The sequence below is a fragment of the Dyadobacter linearis genome (assembly GCF_907165045.1).
Taxonomy (GTDB): Bacteria; Bacteroidota; Bacteroidia; order Cytophagales; family Spirosomataceae; genus Dyadobacter; species Dyadobacter linearis.
Window position 1 is genome coordinate 428,102 of sequence record NZ_CAJRAU010000002.1, and the last position, 18,222, is coordinate 446,323.

General features: G+C 44.4%; 16 protein-coding genes. 8 read left to right on the top strand and 8 right to left on the bottom strand.

The window, feature by feature from the left end:
- Nucleotides 1–19 precede the first annotated feature (19 nt).
- The 4 genes from dnaE to KOD92_RS07945 all read left to right on the top strand — a co-directional run bounded on the left by dnaE (nt 20) and on the right by KOD92_RS07945 (nt 4,779).
- Nucleotides 20–3,670 (top strand): DNA polymerase III subunit alpha, encoded by a 3,651-nt coding sequence (gene dnaE, locus KOD92_RS07930; protein WP_215233016.1) that lies wholly within the window; start codon nt 20–22, stop codon nt 3,668–3,670.
- A gap of 86 nt (nt 3,671–3,756) precedes the next feature.
- A complete protein-coding gene (gene trxA, locus KOD92_RS07935; RefSeq protein WP_215233017.1) occupies nt 3,757–4,089 on the top strand; it encodes a thioredoxin in 333 nt (110 codons plus the stop codon).
- Nucleotides 4,090–4,195: 106 nt separating this feature from the next.
- Entirely contained in the window at nt 4,196–4,387 is a 192-nt protein-coding gene (locus KOD92_RS27680) for a type II toxin-antitoxin system HicA family toxin (RefSeq protein ID WP_215233018.1), read from the top strand.
- A complete protein-coding gene (locus tag KOD92_RS07945) occupies nt 4,384–4,779 on the top strand; it encodes a type II toxin-antitoxin system HicB family antitoxin (RefSeq protein WP_215233019.1) in 396 nt (131 codons plus the stop codon). The genes KOD92_RS27680 and KOD92_RS07945 overlap by 4 nt, the downstream gene beginning before the upstream one ends.
- Nucleotides 4,780–4,800: 21 nt before the next feature.
- Here the strand turns inward: KOD92_RS07945 and KOD92_RS07950 are convergent, their stop codons facing one another.
- The 7 genes from KOD92_RS07950 to KOD92_RS07980 all read right to left on the bottom strand — a co-directional run bounded on the left by KOD92_RS07950 (nt 4,801) and on the right by KOD92_RS07980 (nt 12,144).
- The gene (locus KOD92_RS07950) at nt 4,801–5,679 is read right to left on the bottom strand and encodes an aldose 1-epimerase family protein (RefSeq protein WP_215233020.1); all 879 of its coding nucleotides are present in this window, start codon (nt 5,677–5,679) and stop codon (nt 4,801–4,803) included.
- A gap of 10 nt (nt 5,680–5,689) precedes the next feature.
- Nucleotides 5,690–6,901 carry an aspartate aminotransferase family protein gene (locus KOD92_RS07955; RefSeq protein WP_215233021.1) on the bottom strand — a complete coding sequence of 404 codons (1,212 nt, stop codon included), beginning with the start codon at nt 6,899–6,901 and terminating at the stop codon, nt 5,690–5,692.
- A gap of 50 nt (nt 6,902–6,951) precedes the next feature.
- Nucleotides 6,952–8,142 (bottom strand): ATP-grasp domain-containing protein, encoded by a 1,191-nt coding sequence (locus KOD92_RS07960; protein WP_215233022.1) that lies wholly within the window; start codon nt 8,140–8,142, stop codon nt 6,952–6,954.
- Complete coding sequence (locus KOD92_RS07965; RefSeq protein WP_215233023.1) at nt 8,135–8,977, bottom strand: type 1 glutamine amidotransferase; 843 nt, start codon at nt 8,975–8,977, stop codon at nt 8,135–8,137. The genes KOD92_RS07960 and KOD92_RS07965 overlap by 8 nt, the downstream gene beginning before the upstream one ends.
- A 139-nt stretch (nt 8,978–9,116) precedes the next feature.
- A complete protein-coding gene (locus tag KOD92_RS07970; protein ID WP_215233024.1) occupies nt 9,117–10,217 on the bottom strand; it encodes a carboxylate-amine ligase in 1,101 nt (366 codons plus the stop codon).
- A 22-nt stretch (nt 10,218–10,239) separates the two neighbouring features.
- A complete protein-coding gene (locus tag KOD92_RS07975; RefSeq protein WP_215233025.1) occupies nt 10,240–11,400 on the bottom strand; it encodes a glutathione synthase in 1,161 nt (386 codons plus the stop codon).
- A 36-nt stretch (nt 11,401–11,436) separates the two neighbouring features.
- Nucleotides 11,437–12,144 carry an esterase family protein gene (locus KOD92_RS07980; RefSeq protein ID WP_215233026.1) on the bottom strand — a complete coding sequence of 236 codons (708 nt, stop codon included), beginning with the start codon at nt 12,142–12,144 and terminating at the stop codon, nt 11,437–11,439.
- Nucleotides 12,145–12,248: 104 nt separating this feature from the next.
- Here KOD92_RS07980 and KOD92_RS07985 point away from each other — a divergent pair, with 104 nt between their 5' ends.
- Entirely contained in the window at nt 12,249–13,046 is a 798-nt protein-coding gene (locus KOD92_RS07985) for an alpha/beta hydrolase (RefSeq protein WP_229254583.1), read from the top strand.
- A 3-nt stretch (nt 13,047–13,049) separates the two neighbouring features.
- Here KOD92_RS07985 and KOD92_RS07990 read toward each other — a convergent pair whose 3' ends face one another.
- The gene (locus KOD92_RS07990; protein ID WP_215233027.1) at nt 13,050–14,066 is read right to left on the bottom strand and encodes an acyl-CoA reductase; all 1,017 of its coding nucleotides are present in this window, start codon (nt 14,064–14,066) and stop codon (nt 13,050–13,052) included.
- A gap of 129 nt (nt 14,067–14,195) precedes the next feature.
- Here KOD92_RS07990 and KOD92_RS07995 point away from each other — a divergent pair, with 129 nt between their 5' ends.
- The 3 genes from KOD92_RS07995 (at nt 14,196) to KOD92_RS08005 (ending at nt 17,455) form a co-directional block, all read left to right on the top strand.
- A complete protein-coding gene (locus KOD92_RS07995; RefSeq protein WP_215233028.1) occupies nt 14,196–14,543 on the top strand; it encodes a 4Fe-4S binding protein in 348 nt (115 codons plus the stop codon).
- A gap of 345 nt (nt 14,544–14,888) precedes the next feature.
- Entirely contained in the window at nt 14,889–16,088 is a 1,200-nt protein-coding gene (locus KOD92_RS08000) for a porin (RefSeq protein ID WP_229254584.1), read from the top strand.
- Nucleotides 16,089–16,135: 47 nt separating this feature from the next.
- Nucleotides 16,136–17,455 carry an ammonium transporter gene (locus tag KOD92_RS08005; protein ID WP_215233029.1) on the top strand — a complete coding sequence of 440 codons (1,320 nt, stop codon included), beginning with the start codon at nt 16,136–16,138 and terminating at the stop codon, nt 17,453–17,455.
- The last annotated feature ends 767 nt before the right edge of the window (nt 17,456–18,222 follow it).

The window sequence follows — 18,222 nt, forward strand, 5'->3', positions numbered from 1 at the left end:
CTAATACAACCCATTCCAGATGCAATTTTCCCACTTACACTGCCACACCCAGTTTTCACTTCTCGATGGTGCGGCCGATATTAAGAAGCTTTTCAAAAAGGCCAAAGAAGACAATATGCCCGCCGTCGCGATTACCGACCACGGTAATATGTTCGGTGTTTTCGAGTTTGTGGCCGAGGGAAACAAGCAGGGGATCAAACCGATTGTCGGCTGTGAATTTTATGTTGTTGAAGACCGGCATATCAGGCAATTTACCAAGGATAAAAAGGACGTACGCTTTCACCAATTGCTGCTTGCAAAAGATGAGATAGGGTATAAAAACCTCGTTAAAATGTGTTCGCTCGGCTTTATTGAAGGGATGTATGGTAAATATCCGAGGATCGATAAAGAGCTGATCGTTAAATACCACAAGGGGTTGATCGCGACGACCTGCTGCATTGGGGCGATTATTCCAAAAACTATTTTAAGGCAGGGAGAAGAAGCGGCTGAAAAGGAATTTAAATGGTGGCTGGATCTTTTCGGTGATGATTTTTACGTCGAATTGCAACGCCATGAAATCCGCGATCAATATATTGTCAATGAAGCACTTCTGAAATTTGCCAAGAAGTATAATGTAAAAGTGATCTGCTCAAACGATTCGCATTATGTGGATCAGGAAGATTGGAACGCGCACGATATCTTGCTGTGTATCAATACCGGAGACAAGCAAAGTACACCTTCGGCAAAGGATTTTGACGATGAAAAAGGTATTCCTAAAGGCTCCCGTTTTGCATTCTTCAATGATCAGTTTTATTTCAAGAAAACGAGCGAAATGATGCAGCTGTTCAACGACTTACCCGAGTCGCTGGACAATACGAATGAGATCGTTGACAAGATAAAAACACTTGATCTCAGAAAAGATATTCTGCTCCCCAACTTCCCGATTCCCGACGAATTCAAGACACATACTTTGTCGGAAATGGCTGGGAAAAAAGAGCTTACAGCTGATGTGCTCAATCAATGGGAATACTTAAAACACCTTACTTTCGAAGGGGCGAAGTTTAAATACGGTACCATTACGCCTGAGATCGAGGATCGCCTGAACTTCGAATTGAACACGATCCGGAATATGGGCTTTCCGGGTTACTTCCTGATCGTGGCCGATTTTATTGATGCCGGACGAAAAATGGGCGTTTTTATCGGTCCTGGCCGTGGTTCTGCGGCTGGCTCCGTAGTGGCTTATGCAACGGGTATCACCAATATCGACCCTATTAAGTACGATCTTCTTTTTGAGCGTTTCCTGAATCCTGACCGTATTTCACTTCCTGATATTGATACGGACTTTGATGATGAAGGCCGGCAGAAAGTGATCGATTATGTGGTTAAAAAATATGGTTACAACCAGGTAGCGCAAATTGTTACTTATGGTACAATGGCCGCGAAATCCGCTATAAAAGACGTGGCCCGCGTGATGGATCTTCCTCTGGCAGATGCGAATGCACTGGCCAAGCTGGTTCCGGATAAGCCTACCTATAATATGACGCTAAACCGGATCTTTACAGCGCCGCTGGAAGGAGAAGGTAGTTTGACCAAGAAAGAAGGTATTGCGCCTGAAGAACTTGATAATGTCAAGAAAATGCGGCAGATCGCACTAGGTAAAGATTTGCAAGCCAGCGTTTTACAGGAAGCCCGTCGACTCGAAGGGACAGTCCGGAATACAGGTATTCACGCAGCCGGTATCATCATCGCGCCAAGTGATTTGACAGAAATTATCCCGGTTAGTACTTCCAAAGACTCCGACTTTTTGATCACCCAATATCAGGGAAAGATCATTGAGGATGCGGGTGTTATTAAAATGGACTTTCTGGGGCTGCGAAACCTTACTATTATCAAGGAAGCGCTGCGCCTCATCAAACAAAACCATAATATTGAGATCGTTATCGACGATGTGCCGCTCGACGATCCCAAAGTTTTTGAATTGTTTCAAAGAGGAGAAACCAATGCGATTTTCCAGTTTGAATCCGACGGGATGAAAAAGCACATGCGCGACCTCATTCCCGACCGTTTTGAGCACTTAATCGCGATGAATGCATTGTACCGGCCGGGCCCGATCGCATACATTCCGAACTTTATCCGTCGTAAAAACGGGCACGAGGAAATTACCTACGATTTGCCTGAGCTGGAAGAGTATTTGTCTGATACTTACGGGATTACAGTTTACCAGGAGCAGGTAATGCTTCTTTCGCAAAAACTCGCCGGTTTTACAAAAGGCCAGGCGGATACTTTGCGGAAAGCGATGGGTAAGAAGCAGATTGAGACGCTGAACAAAATGAAAGGCGATTTCATGAAAGGCGGTGCAGAAAGGGGATTGGATACCAAGAAGCTCGAAAAGATCTGGACCGACTGGGAAGCATTTGCATCGTACGCGTTTAACAAGTCACACTCAACGTGTTACGCATTTGTCGCGTATCAGACCGCCTATCTCAAAGCGCATTATCCAGCCGAATATATGGCGGCGGTATTGACAAGCTCGCTTGGTAACATTGATAAGATCACATTCTTTATGGAAGAATGTAAAGCTTTGGGAATAACCGTTTTAGGCCCGGATATAAATGAGTCGGATCGGCAGTTTAACGTAAACAGCCGAGGCGAGATTCGTTTTGGTTTGGCGGGTGTAAAAGGCAGCGGCGATGCCGCTGTTGAGTCGATTATAGAAGAACGTGGAGCGGGCGGTCCATTTGCTGATATTTTTGATTTTATCACCCGGGTCAATTTAAGAACCGTCAATAAAAAAACGATTGAAAGTCTGGCTTATGCGGGCGGCTTTGACTGTTTTGCTGAATATCATCGCGCACATTATTTTGCGGTTGAGTCTGGTGAAAACGGCACTTTTATTGAGAAATTAATTCGTTACGCCAATAACTACCACGCAGAAAAATCGTCGGCGCAGGCTTCACTTTTTGGAATGCTGGGCGATGGAGGGTCATTGCTGGCAAAGCCGAAAGCGGCAGATGTCGGTCCGTGGGACGATCTGGCCAAATTGCGTTACGAGCAGGAAGTGGTTGGATTCTACATCTCCGGGCACCCGCTTGATACTTTCCGTGTTGAGCTGGACAATTTTTGTAATTGTACCGTGGATAAATTAATGGAAATTGCTGAGGGTGAGCGGTCGCCGAGGTATTTCGGGAAGGAAGTTTGTGTGGCCGGTATTGTGACGAGCGCCCAGGAAAGAATGTCGAAAAATGGAAGCCTTTTTATGATTTTCAAGTTGGAAGATTACAAAGGTTCAATTGAAATGCTTCTGGGTGGCGAGGACTATATTCGCTTTAAGAACTATCTGCAGACAGGGCAGTTTTTATATATAAAAGGTAAGGTTCAAAATCGCTGGAAACAGGAAGACCAATTTGAATTTAAGATTTCTCAAATACAACTGCTACCTGAGATTATGGGGAAAATGTGCAGAAAGATTCGCATTAACCTTACTCTGGATCAGATTGACGCGCAGTTTATCCATTTGCTTAATGATACTTTCAGTCATCACCCTGGCCAATGTGCTGTGAATATGACAGTTGTGGACCCAGAAACCCGGCTGGAAGTGGAGATGCTTTCACGTGGTTACCGCGTTGCGCCTACCAACGATCTGTTCAAAGTTTTACGCGGATTTCACGGGGTACAATTCTTTTTGAACTGAGTTTTATTGAAAATAAATGAGGAACTTTTAGATACTAAAAATCCTTATTATATCAGATTTATAAAAAACATTAGACATTTTGTAACATGGGAAAAGCACTTGAAATTACCGATAGCACCTTTGAAGAATTGATCCAAAGCGACAAGCCAGTACTTGTTGATTTCTGGGCAGAGTGGTGCGGACCTTGTAAAATGATCGGGCCGGTTGTAGAGCAACTTGCCGGAGAATACGAAGGAAAAGCAGTTATCGGTAAAATGGATGTGGATATGAATTCTTCGGTACCTGCAAAATTTGGTATCCGTAGTATCCCGACCTTGATGATCTTCAAAAACGGACAATTGGTTGATAAAGTTGTTGGTGTTGTACCTAAGACAACGCTTGAAGACAAATTGAATGCACAAATCGAAGCTACTGTATAAACAGCCTTCTACCGATAGATAAATGAAAGCTCCCGATTGGGGGCTTTTTTTGTGAGTGCTTGTAGAAAGGTATATTATTGTATACTTTTATACTTGACCACACACTATGAAATATTCAGAATTTCATCGGATTATCCGACGCAACGGTTGGTTACATGTTAGAACACGAGGGAGCCACTACATTTATAAAAAGGGTAACAAAACCTTTTCTGTTGCCAATCATGGTTCCAAGGAAATGGCAGAACCTACGCGTTTGGAAGCTATCAAGATTATGGGCCTAGACTTAGAGAAGAAATGAAAATCATTAAAGTAATCATAGCGCGGAGCAAAGACTTTTTTGGCGCTCATTCCGAAAATGTTAAGGGAATAAACGGTGGTGGGGCTACCATTGAGGAAGTGAAAAAGTCAGTGTTTGAATGCATAGAGATCATAAAATCATTCGATGATAAAAATATTCCCGCCGCACTAAAAGGCGAATATGAGATCGAATGGAAGCTGGACGTTGGCAGCTTTTTACAATACTATAAAGGGATATTCAGCCAGACTGGGATTGCGAAAATTACGGGAATTAACGAGAAGTTATTAAACCACTATGCATCCGGCTTGAAGAAGCCGCGACCTGCACAGGTGAAGAAAATAGAAGCAGCTTTGCATAAATTGGGAAGTGAACTTTTGGCAGTAAAACTTTGAGTTATACTGCCAAAATTCAGCCTATTCGTTTATCTCGATAGTGAAACTCGCCTTAAAATCTTGTCCAGCCGGCAAGATTAATATTCCCTCTTTCGTTTCAAAATTCTGATCAGAATCCGCACTATCTGCTATGCCAAGCCACGGTTCTATGCAGATGAAATTTCCGTTTGGCTTGGCCCAGATGCCGAGATAGGGGAAGTCTTGGTAGTGGACGGTTATTACCTGTGGGGATTTGGTACTTCGAAAACTTACCTGTTTAGATACTAAATGCTTGAATATCAATGCATCATTGTCAAACAAATGGTGATTCAAATGAAGAATATTGGTGTTATCAAATATCTTCCGAGTTTCAGTTCCTACCAGTCCGTCTTTGGTTAGTAACCAGGTAGAATCATTTTCAATGGCTTCAAATTCAAGGTAATAGTCTTCATAAGTTTCGCCAGCATTCATCGGGCATTTAAACGCTGGGTGGCCGCCTAGGGAAAAAAGCATTTCTCCGGTTCCGTGATTTGTGATTTCGTGATTTACAATTAGTTTATGCGCTGACAAACTATAAGTTATTCTGAACTCAAATTCGAAAGGATAGATAGCAAGCGTTTCATCTGAATATTTCAATCCAAAAGTGAGACTAGTTTCAGAGCGGTCGACAAGCTTCACATTCGCATTATTGCGAACAATCCCGTGCCGCGGCACTGCATACTCCTGACCCCGATATTTAACAAAACCGTTTTTAATAGCACCTATTACCGGAAATAGAACCGGCGCATAGCTTGACCAAACGGCTGGATCGGCGTCCCACAAAAAATCCTTTCCCGTAACTTTTGACTGAATGCGGCACAGTTCAGCGCCGGTCTCTTTCACGCTGATTTTAAGACTGTCATTTTCTATCGAATATTCCATAAGTCAAGGTTTAGTTGTTCAAAACATCAATGATTACTGCACAGGCTTCCCGAATCTGCTCCTCGCTAATGGTGAGCGGAGGGGCGATTCGCATTGCGTTGTCGCAGAAAAGAAACCAGTCGGTGACCACCCCGTTTTCAATGCAGCGGTCAATTGTATTTTTTAGTTTTTCGAAAGATTCCATCTGCGCTGCAAGCATCAATCCTTTTCCCCTCACTTCGCTGATTTCTGAATGGTTCAACAAAGATTTAAATAGCTTACCCTTCTCTATTGCCGAGGAATGCAAGTTTTCCTCCAAAACGACTTCTAACGCCGCAAGCGAGGAGGCGCAGCTAACCGGGTGACCGCCGAAAGTCGTGATATGACCGAGAATTGGATTGTTCTTAAAAACGCTCATTACTTCCTGTGATGCCATGAAAGCGCCGATCGGCATTCCGCCGCCCATTCCTTTGGCGCTCAGTAAAATATCCGGGTAAATATCGAATTGTTCAAAAGCCCAGAAAGTACCCGTGCGGCCGAAGCCAGTTTGAATCTCGTCCAGGATTAACAGTGCGCCAACTTCCGAGCAGCGCTTGCGAAGCTGGATCAAATATTCAACTTCCGGTATGCTGACGCCCGATTCCCCTCCGATCACTTCAATCACAACAGCTGCGGTTTTGCTGGTAATCTGTTCAAGATCAGCCAGTAAACCGTGTTGAATATGTTTAATGCCCGGCAAAAGCGGGCGGAAATTTTGCTTGAAAAAATCAGCACCTGCCAAACTTAAAGCGCCTTGAGTAGCGCCGTGATATGCATTGAAGCAGGAAACAAATTCGCTACGTCCGGTAAATCGCTTCGCCAGTTTCATCGCTCCCTCTGTCGCTTCGGTTCCCGAATTCGTGAAGTAAACGTTGTCAATTTTGCCAAAAGGCGAGGGGTTAGGAGGGGACAAATCGAGTGTTTTAGTCAATGCGCTCGCCAATCTCACCTGCGTACTCTGCACGAATTCGCCATATACCAGCAGATGCATATGTTTTTCCAACTGCTCGTGAATCGCAGCGATAACCTTCGGGTGCCGGTGACCGACATTACTAACCGCAATACCTGAAATCAGATCAATATATTTTTTTCCGTCTGCGCCAAACATGTATACTCCCTCCGCTTTCTCTATTTCAAGTGCTAATGGATAGTCAGAAGTTTGGGCCAGATTGTCAAAGAATTGCTGCCTATGTGTAATATACATTATATACTATTAATACTTTTTTACAGTATTTTACTTTTGGAATTAACTGACTATTCAAAAAAAGTAGCGCTGCTTCCGACCCAGGTAAAATCCTTGTTGAACCGCACACCGATCATTTCGCCACGGCTTAGCCGGCTCAGACTAATTAGCAGTTCCGGCTTTTCGGATTCATCATTCCAGGCATACATCATTCTGATCTCACATTTTACCAGACCGTCGGGCGCCTGAATCACAGGTTCGTAATTGACTTTGCGCTGTAAAATATAGTTCTCAGGATCAGCAAGTTCTTCCAGATCAGCTTGGGTAATATGCAATTTCACGCCAGAGCCTGCAAACGAGAAAAGCGGTTTTAAAACGAAATTTTCCAGATCCGCCGGAAATTTTCCCAGGTAATCACTTACAAATCGCGTCTCAGGAATGTAAGGACCCTGCAAAAATGGCATTGAGAACTTACTGATCCGAAAAAACCAATTAGGATGTCCGACCCAGTTAACGTCCACTTGGTCCGTGAAATGATAATTTGTGATAAGATCCGGATAATTCAGCAGATCGTCGAAAATGAGCCGGTTATAGATTCTTTTAATCCTGATCTTTCTCCCGTCCTTTTCGTAAAACAGTTCTCGTCCTTCCCGAATCAATTTGGTGTAGCAAACCGCTTTAATGCCGAGCATTTGCTCCGTAACTGCGAAATCAATCCTTGTCTTTTGTTTATCAGGAAAAATTTCAAGAAGGATAACCGATTCTGGATCTTCACCGGCGAGAATAAGCGATTTCAATTTCGCAGTGTATTCATTATAATTTGCCGAACCGAAAAGATATTCAAGATTTTGTGGAATATCAAAATGCGTCTTGAAAGCTTCCGACAAAAATGCCTGATAGCCAAATACCGACGGAAATCCTTGTAATTCAATTAATTGAGGTTCGAGTTCTCCGTTCTCATTTTTGCAAATTGCGTAGTCGATCGCGAGAAAGGAAGTATGTGCGTTTTCACCCGGAACATATTGATTACCAGGAACCGCGCGATCCGTTTTAGCCACAAAATCCGGCGAACGGAGTGTTTCAATGATTTGGTCGGAGGTTCGCAATATCTTTTCTTTCAGGTCCGCAGGCACAAAAACGGGTGTTTCAGCTATGCGAAATTCCAGTTGGCCAGGATAAGAGGATTCGATGTAAGTCGCAAATTCCTGGTATTTCTTTTCCGAAAATGACTGATTGAATGCTTCCCGGGCTACCTTATGCATATGCGAGAGCGAAAGATTTGTTCAGCGCATTTTTCAAAAACGCCGGAAGAATAACGGATTCTGTCATCGATATTTTGTCAGGATCATTTAAATGCGCGATCATATCGTTGTATTTCGTTTCCCCGTGTGCGGCGATAATGCTTGTCTTTTTATCTTCTCTTAAAAAATATCTCAGCATTCCTTCCGCGTCTGCCTCGGGATGAAATTGTGTCCCGATGATTTCGTTTGAAAAGCGAATTGCCATTATAGCCCTTTCCAGTGGCACGTGCGGGCGCATTTTTTCCAGACAAAGTAATTTCGCCCCCATACTATCAAATGCATATTGATTAGGTTGCGTCACTTGGAAATCGCGTGAATCCACGATCCAGAAGGGATCAGCGAGCGCGTTCAGCATTGGATCTTTGCGACCTAAACTTGTTTTATGAACAGGAAAAGTCCCGAATGAAGTCTTTCGTCTCTTACTAACACCAGCCAGCTGCCAGTGAATGCACGCCATCTGAAATGAGTGGCAGATCAGAAAAAGGTGCTTTTTAACCCGGTTCTGGCGTTTTAAGTTATATTGAAACAGCTGATCCAGGAAGGTGAAAAATTTCTTCTCCCATAAGTCTCCGACAGGTGAAGGATTACCCGGGCCGCCCGTTGAAATGTAAGCGTCGAAACTCATATCCGGCACTTCGAGATTTTGTCTCACGTTGAAAACCGTGTAAGTAACAGGCACAGTTTCCTGCTCACCAAAATTGGTGACGATTTTCTTAATGCAACGCATTCCTTCGTTTTCGAAACCGTCGTACATATCCAGGATAGCAATCCGGAAATGTCTTGTATTGTCGTTCATTTTTATGAGGGCTTGCAGCTTAGCGTAAGGTTGCCTGCTGGCAGCGTTTAACCTGGTTAATTTATTTTTCGGTAAAATATTTAAACAAAACCAACCCGTATAAGTTCGGTTTCAGGCATTAAATGCGAATCGGAACCTGCTAGTCCAGTCCGATCTTTGTTTCAGCTACGATATAATCTACAACTGCATTCATGCTTCCGGTTTCCTCGAAAACAGCGAGTTGCCTGTCCGCGCCGGTTCCCATTTCCATGATCTTGTGAATGTATTCAATCTCCTTGCGGCTCCCCAGCTCGTCGACTACATCGTCTATAAATTCAAGCAGCTCGCCGGCCAGCAGTTTATATTCCACTTCTTCCTGTTTTCCAAAATCAATCAGTTTTCCTGAGATACCATACCTTGCCGCGCGCCACTTATTTTCATTGATCAGCATTCGGTCGTAAATACGGAAACTCAGGTTCATCCGGTGCAGCTTGTAAATTTTCGCTACCAAAGCCTGCATGATCGCCGCCAGACAGATCGTTTCGTCCGTTCGCATCGGCACATCGCACATCCTGAACTCGATCGTATTAAAAAACGGATGCACGCGAATATCCCACCAGATCTTCTTTCCATTGTCAATGCACTTCGTTTTGACGAGCAGATTTACATATTCATCATATTCCGACGCGCTCGAAAAAAAATCCGGGATACCCGTCCTCGGAAATTTATCAAAAACCTTTGACCGATAAGATTTGAAACCTGTATTCCGGCCACACCAGAATGGCGAGTTCGTAGACAATGCGTAAATATGCGGGAGGAAATACCTGACAGCATTCATAATCTGAATTCCCTCGTTCCGATCTTCCAGTCCGACGTGCACGTGGAGCCCGAATATAAGGTTGCCACGTGCGACATCGCGCATTTCATCAATAATTTCATCGTATCTCGGATCATCGGTAATCAGCTGATCGACCCAGTCTGCAAATGGGTGGGTACCTGCCGCTGCGACCTGCAAATCCTGTTTTTGGGCCAGGTCCAGGATCATTTTGCGGAGGTAAGTCACTTCCTCACGCGCTTCCTGGATATTGTGGCAGATGTTAGTCCCAACTTCTACCACCGCCTGGTGCATCTCCGCCTTTACCCGCTCCTTTAAGGTGATTTTTCCGTCCTCAACCAGTTTGGACATGTGTGACCGCAAGTTGCGCGTCACGGGATCTATTGTCTGAAATTCTTCTTCAATTCCAAGTGTGAAGTTGGGCATAAGGATACTATAAATGCTTGGATCAGGATTTTTTCAACTTGGAATTTTTAGCAGGCGCTTTTGTTACAGCTGCTCGCTGCGTAGGCATTTGCGGATCTGGTTCTGCAATGGGTTCATCCCCGCCCGCTTTCGGCGGCTTTACCGATTTTTTCGGGGTAACCGCCTTCACATTCACTTCTTTGGCCGAAGGAATAGGTTCCGGCGTCGGCTCGGAAGCTTTTTGGGACGGAGCAGTTTGAATTGCGTCTTTCATGAAAGTGCCCCAGGTAAGGTTCACTTGACCGGGTACCTGCTGTTTTGCGCGCTCGATCGCCATATTAGCGGCGGCTTCCACAACCCATTCAAAATTGTCGGGGCCAACAGAGTAAATGTCGGCGTCGGGTGCCGGGTTACAGAAATCGATTGCGTAAGGTATGCCGTCGCGCACTGCAAACTCGACGGTATTGAAGTCGTAACCAAGCGCCTGGTTTAATCTCAATGTATAGTCTTTGATTGTTTCCAGCAACTTTTCCCTCTCTTCGCCAGTCGCTTTTAATTCGGAAGCATACCTCAAATGATGCGGATTGCGCGGTTCGTAGGGCATGATCAGTACGTCTTTCTGGCCAATGCAATAGCAGCGAACGTAATCTGTAAATTCGATTTCCTCCTGCAACATCATGACCAACTGGCCCGTTTCCTCGTGTTTGAACCACATATCGTGTGGATTTACAACCTTATATACACTTTTCCAGCCGCCGCCGTCGTGGGGTTTCATGTAAGCCGGGAAGCCCACATATTCAAATATTTCCTCCCAGGCCATTGGGAATGCCAGGTTACGGAAAGACGTTTCAGAAGTACCATCAGGGCGCTCCTTCGAAGGAAGCAACACCGTTTTTGGAACCGGAACACCTATTTTCTCAGCCAATGCATTATTAAAGAACTTCTCGTCGGCACTCCACCAGAAAGGGTTATTGATCACTGCTGTACCAGAAATCGCAGCATTTTTAAGATAAGCCCTGTAAAATGGCACATCCTGTGAAATCCGGTCGATGATTACTGCATATTCGGTTGGCGCTGCCTGCGCTACTTTATCTATGGTCACTGCCTCGGCAATGATATCTGGTTCACCTTTACTGTTAACTCTTTCGATAAATGCATTTGGAAAAGTATTTTCCATTCCAAATAGTATTCCTATTTTTTTCATACTCAAAATTCTGGTTTTGTTATTGATATAGTCTGCTTACATGATCCTGGAAAGATAGTCCGGGAACATTTTGTTCCAGAGCGGCCAGTCGTGTTTTTCCCAGCCCCTAATATCGAGCCAGTGATCAATACCACTGGCATTCAATATACCGGACATCTTCACATTGCTTTCCAGACAGATGTCCCACTCAGAGGTACCGAGCACAATTTTCATATGACCAAACCGCCAGCCCTGCTCGTTCGGCATGAAATCTACCGGGTTGTTGAAATACACAGTATCGTCATAAAATCCGTCGGTAAAGCTGCGGATATCGAATGCGCCGCTCATACTGATGACATAAGCAACTTGCTCGGGATGCCTGAATGCGAAATTAGCCGCGTGAAACCCACCGAAACTACATCCCGCGACACCTACCTTTTCTACATTGCATGCATTCCGTATATGCGGGACTAACTCGTTATTCAAAAATTGGTCGTACTGATTGTGGTTCAAAACGCGGTATTGCGGATTGAGGTGCTTGGCGTACCAGGAATCCGCATCAATAGAATCCACACAATATACCTTGTATTTTCCCGACTCGACCAGCGGCCGGATCGACTCTATCAGCCCCATATCCTTGGCCTGGTAATATCGGCCGAGAGTTGTGGGGAAGACGAGGATAGGGTAGCCCCAGTTTCCGTAAATGAGCAGGTCAACATCCCTTTCGAGGTGGTGGGAATAGTATTTCAGGTGCTGCTCTTCCAATTGGTTAGGTCGGATTATTGATAAATGAAATATACAAAACAAATCATAGGAAGCAAATTAATAACTTGCGCGTTCTTTTTGTCTCTGTCAACAGTTCCACAGGTTTGAGTTCTTCCCTTTCTTTCGTCCACGCCCATATTTATTCCAACTTTTTGAAGCGGGAGGTGGATGTTACTATTCTGCTTCCGCTTGATTTCGATAAATCTTCCGTTTACCCTTTGCTGCTATTTAACGATGGACAAGATTTTCCTGCACTGAACTTGTCTGAAACGGCGGCTCGCATACAGCATGCACAGGAAATGCGGCCGATGATCATTGCGGGGATCCACGCGAATCATAGGCGGATCGATGAATATGGAACCGCAATACGCGCCGATTATGCAGGTCGGGGCGCAGAGGCGGGGGCGACGACAAGTTTTGTGATCAGCGAACTGCTACCGTTTCTCAATGAACAATATAATGTAAGGTTACTGGGAAATGCATATGCGGGTTTTTCGCTTGGCGGACTTATGGCGCTGGATATTGCCTGGAACCACTCTGAACAGTTTTCCGTCGCGGGTATATTCTCCGGTTCACTTTGGTGGCGACAAAAGGCAATTGGTGACGGATACGAGGATTTTGATCGCATTATGCACGCGCAAATCAGAGAAACTGCCGCGCCTCCCAGACTCAAATGCTGGTTTCAATGCGGCTCAAATGACGAAAACGACGACCGAGATGGCGATGGTGTGATCGATTCCGTGCAGGATACACTGGAATGCATCGGCGAAATGGAGCGTAAAGGATTTGTCTGGAACAAGGACGTTTTCTATACCGAAGTGGCAGGCGGCGAGCATAATCCCTCCACCTGGGGACAGGTTATGCCGCAGTTTTTAAGATGGGTTTCAAAGGTTTTGGATTAAATATCAAAGCTGACTCAGGAATGCCATCGTATCCACACCGTCGGCATAATCGAAAAGGCCGGGCTCCTGAGACTTTCCAAATGGAAGGATACCATGCAAATCAGCATGCCCGATCACGCACTGGACTTTTTCTTCTGCTTCTTTCAGTGCTGATTTCACAGCTTCCAAATCGTCGTATGTTTCAAAATGCAAAACGCTGATCGGCGAAACTAGCGCCTTGTTTTCTGTGATCATCAAAAACCCGTTATCTACGTGCGGGACTCTGTTAATCAGGAAAATCGACTTGTTGTATTCGTAGTTATTGAAGTATTTGTGATTATGTAAAAACAGCGAATCCATGTGCTGGATAGATTCATAAAACTTGGTAAAATCATATCCTGAGGGAACAAACACTTTCGACACATTGCGGCAGCCTAACCCGAAATATTGAAGTATATCTTTGCCCAGAGCTTCGAGTTCCTGCGAAGTTTCGTCACCGGTGAGTATCGCGACAGACGTGCGGTTTCTACGGATTATATTAGGTTTTTTAGCAAAATAATAATGAAAGTAGCGCGCTGTATTATCGCTGCCCGTGGCAATATAAGCGTCGGAATCATTGAGTCTGTCCACAAATACAATGGATTCTGTCAGTTCCGGCTCAATTTCCACCAGCTTATTCAAAAGCGCAGTGATCAGGATGGTATCGTCGGAACTTAGTTTTACCAATAGAATATGTCCGCTGATGAGCACACTTAGCGCATCGTGAAAACCTACCGCAGGAATATTGCCGGCCATTACAACACCGACTTTTTTTGGAGAAACGGGCTCGGGATATTGTGCTGCCCATTTTTCAAGGTGCTCGCGGGATAAATATTCCCGGGCAATCGCTTCCAGTGACCGGGTAACGTTTTCGGGAGTAAACCAATTGTTTCTGCTCTTGGCATAAGCTACCCAATCTTCAACGATTTCCTGGTTTTCCGTGCTTGTAATGAATTTTCCAAGATTTGCAAAAGCATTTATTCTCTGGACTCTCGATAGCATTCTGACTGAATTATAAAAAGTTTTATTCACCTACCGTTTTATTTTTTCCGATTGTTGGGAAACTATAAATAGTTATATTTGTTATTCTAAACAGTAGAAATAGCAACAAATATAAACAATCCGGCGACTATGGCTATAATGATAACCGATGAATGCATAAATTGTGGGGCGTGCGAGCCAGAGTGCCCCAATACAGCGATTTATGAAGGCGGTGTAGAATGGACCTGGGGCGATGGTACCAATTTAGACGAAGTGGATTTTGGCGATGGTACCGTGGTAAGCGGAAAAGAAAAACAGTCACCAGTTTCTGACGAATTCTATTATATAGTAACAGATAAGTGTACCGAGTGTGTCGGATTTCATGAAGAGCCGCAATGTGCTGCTGTTTGCCCTGTTGACTGCTGCGTGCCCGATCCTGAGAATGAAGAAGAAGAAGATACGCTGCTGGCTAAGAAAGCCTGGATGCACGGCGAATAAGCTTACCCATACTGATATTTGCCAGCCCCGCTTACTGCGGGGCTTTTTTTGTGCCTATTGTATTCCTAAATGGCATTATAATAATAAAATTTCTTAATAAGTATGCGACGTGTCGGTAAATAATATTCTGTATATCATCACTAACACAGAATATTAGTTTAGGACAAGAAATAGGTATAAATGGCATTATTATGTTTCAAAAACTTTAAAAAACTGTAAAAAAACATGATAATTGTATTTTTCCAGATAAAATCTTGTGTCTTTATTTGAAAAATATAATTAATAGATAATATTTGATCTACAATTACAGCCGGAAAGTAGTCCTCACTTAAACAGAATATAATTATGAAAAAAGTCTATTGTACAGTATTATCTTTGATGATCTCGTTTTTGGGTTTTGCGAAGTCGGGAGAAGACAAGACGATTATGAAAGCTGATACAATTGTTGCCGTTGAAGTGGACGAGGAAGAAGGAAAAGGAGCATTTGCCTTTTCCGGGTATCTGGATTCATATTATATGGCCAACTTCAACAAGCCTGCGTCACGGTCCAACATGGGCGCAACCAATGCAAGGGTTTTTGATCAGAGATCAGGACAATTCTCGCTGGGACTCGTGCAGGCGAAAGTAGCTTACACTAATGCAAAGTCTGAGGCGGTAGTCGATCTTTCGTTCGGACCTAATGCGAATATGGGTAACTACGGAAATGCATTGTTCAGCACCGCACTTGCTATCAAACAAGCTTATTTCACCTACAAATTCACAGACAAATTTTCGATGACCGCGGGGCAGTTCGGAACGCACATTGGATATGAAGTGATCGACGCACCGGCCAACTTCAACTACTCCCTCTCGAACCTGTTCAACAATGGTCCATTTTACCACGCCGGTTTGAAAGCAACCTATGCTTTTTCCGACAGGGCTTCTTTAATGGTTGGGGTCGTTAACAATGTGGATGGACTCGGTGATAACAACCGCAAAAAAGGATTTATCAGCCAGCTGTACTTCAAGCCGGTCGACAACTGGAACGTGTACATCAACTACATCGGAAGTAACGAAGCAAATCCTGACACCGTCACATTCGAAGAACCGAAAGCTTTTTACCAGGTACTTGACCTTGCCACCAGCTTCCAGGTAAGTGACAATTTCCTTCTTGGTCTAAATGCCGCATACGGAAGCCAGAAGGGTGATTTCCAGGGTTTTGGCGGTCCTGAGGCTGCAAAAACCTGGGGTGGTGTAGCCGTTTATGCCAACTCTGCTATCACTGATAACTTCGGTATCGGCGCTCGTTACGAATATTTCACCAATGACAGCGGCGTACGTGGTTTGCTAACCAGAGCTGGAATGGGAACAAGTGTGAATTCAGTAACATTGACAGGTAACATCAGCCTGGCTGACGGACACATTCTTGTTAAACCTGAGTTCCGTCTTGATGCTTATCCGAAAGTGGCAGGTTCAGGAGAAGAGCAGCAGTTTGAAGATTCTGACGGCAACTTCACGAAAAACAGCCAGACAACATTCGGTCTAGCTTTCATTTACAAATTCTAATATTCTACAACATACCTTCTTAATCAATATCATAACAATTTACTAAAATGGAAAAACGTAATTTCGTCCCATTAATCATTCTATTGGCAATCAGCATCTTAGGTGTTTTTGTGCCAAATGTACCGACCCAAATTGTCACCGAAGGGGTAAACGGCGGTGATACAGCGTGGCTGCTTGTTTCTGCGGCGCTGGTACTATTAATGACGCCAGGTCTTGCTTATTTCTACGGCGGGATGGTGAATAACAAAAACGTGATCTCGACAATGCTTCAAAGCTTCATAGCAATGGGCGTAATCAGTGTTCTTTGGGTTGTAGTTGGTTTTAGTCTTGCATTTGGTGACGATATGGGCGGGTTTATCGGTAATCCGATGACTCACTTTATGTTCAAAGGAGTATTGGACGGGCCGATCTGGGGAACGATTCCTTTCGGATTGTTCGCAATGTTCCAAATGAAGTTTGCGGTGATCACACCTGCATTAGTAACTGGTTCAATGGCTGAGCGTGTCAATTTCCGTTCTTACGTATTATTTATTATCCTTTTCTGTCTTTTTATCTACTCTCCATTGGCTCACATGACGTGGCACGCAGATGGTATCCTATTCAAAATGGGTGTGCTTGACTTTGCAGGTGGAACTGTGGTACACATGTCTGCTGGCTGGGCTGCTTTGGCAGGTGCGCTTTATCTGAAAAGACGTAAATCGTTGCTGGAAGATCACGTATTGCCTCCTGCTAACATTCCTTTCGTTCTTTTGGGAACTGGTTTGCTTTGGTTCGGATGGTTTGGATTCAATGCAGGATCTGCGCTTGCAGCAAGTCCGCTGGCTGTTTCGGCTTTCGCTACTACAAATACTGCTGCTGGTGCGGCTGGCTTGTCATGGGTACTTTTTGATGCTGCAAAAGGCAAGAAGGTTTCAGCGCTTGGATTTTGTATCGGTGCGGTTGTAGGTTTGGTTGCGATCACCCCTGCAGCGGGTTTTGTAACTGTTCCGGCAGCACTTTTCATCGGTACCGTCGCTTCGATCATCAGTAACTATGTAGCTCACCTGCGCACCCGTTCTACTTTGGACGATACACTGGATGTATTTCCTTGCCACGGTGTTGGTGGTATGGTTGGTATGTTGATGACCGGGATTTTCGCAACGAGCGGCATTAACCCGCTGGTTACCGATCAAGGTCTTGCTTTCGGTGAAACGAAATTGTTTATCAACCACGTGATTGCATTGGTAGGTGTTTCCGCATTCGCATTTGCAGGTTCATTCCTTCTTTTGAAAATTACCGATCTCATTCTGCCGCTACGTGTTTCTGAACAGGATGAAAAAACTGGTCTTGATGTTAGTCAGCACGATGAGTTCTTGGTGGAAGCTTAATAAAGTTAACAACATTAACAAAAGCAGCCCGGCCAGATGGTCGGGCTGTTTTTGTTAGAAAGTGTTCATAGTCGGTGTCCAGTATGTTGGCAAGATTAGGATCCGGTCAAACTCGCGACAAACGTTGATCGAATCGCATTGATTGGGAGAGAACCGATTATTAGATATTGTTTGCTTAAATGTGAATGAATTAGTAAAGAATGTTAGTTTGGGTGACAAACCAATTATTATATCATGTTGGTGTGAGTAACTACCGTTGACTGAAGTCAACGGGTATTGATTTTAATATCGAAACATTCCCCTAAAACCAACGCACGCCGACCAAAGTCGGCTATCCCAGTCAATACCCGTCGACTTCAGTCGACGGCGAAGAATAATGCGAATGGATTGATTATTATTTGGGAGCATTCTGAGAGCGACAAATGCAGGCAAAGTCAGCCGTTTTCGGTCACCGTTTGATGATTGAATTTCTTGGGGGTTGGGTAACTACCGTTGACTGAAGTCAACGGGCATTGATTGTAATATCGAAACATTCCCCTAAAAACCTACAAACGCCGACCAAAGTCGGCTATCCCAGTCAATACCCGTCGACTTCAGTCGACGGAAAAGAATAATGCGAATGGATTGGTTTTTTATTGCGGAGCATTCTCAGAGCGACAAATGCACACAAAGCCGGCCGTTCTCAGTCACCGTTAATGATTGAATTCGTACAAGCGCGAGTACCTACCGTTGACTGAAGTCAACGGGTATTGACTCTAGTATCGAAA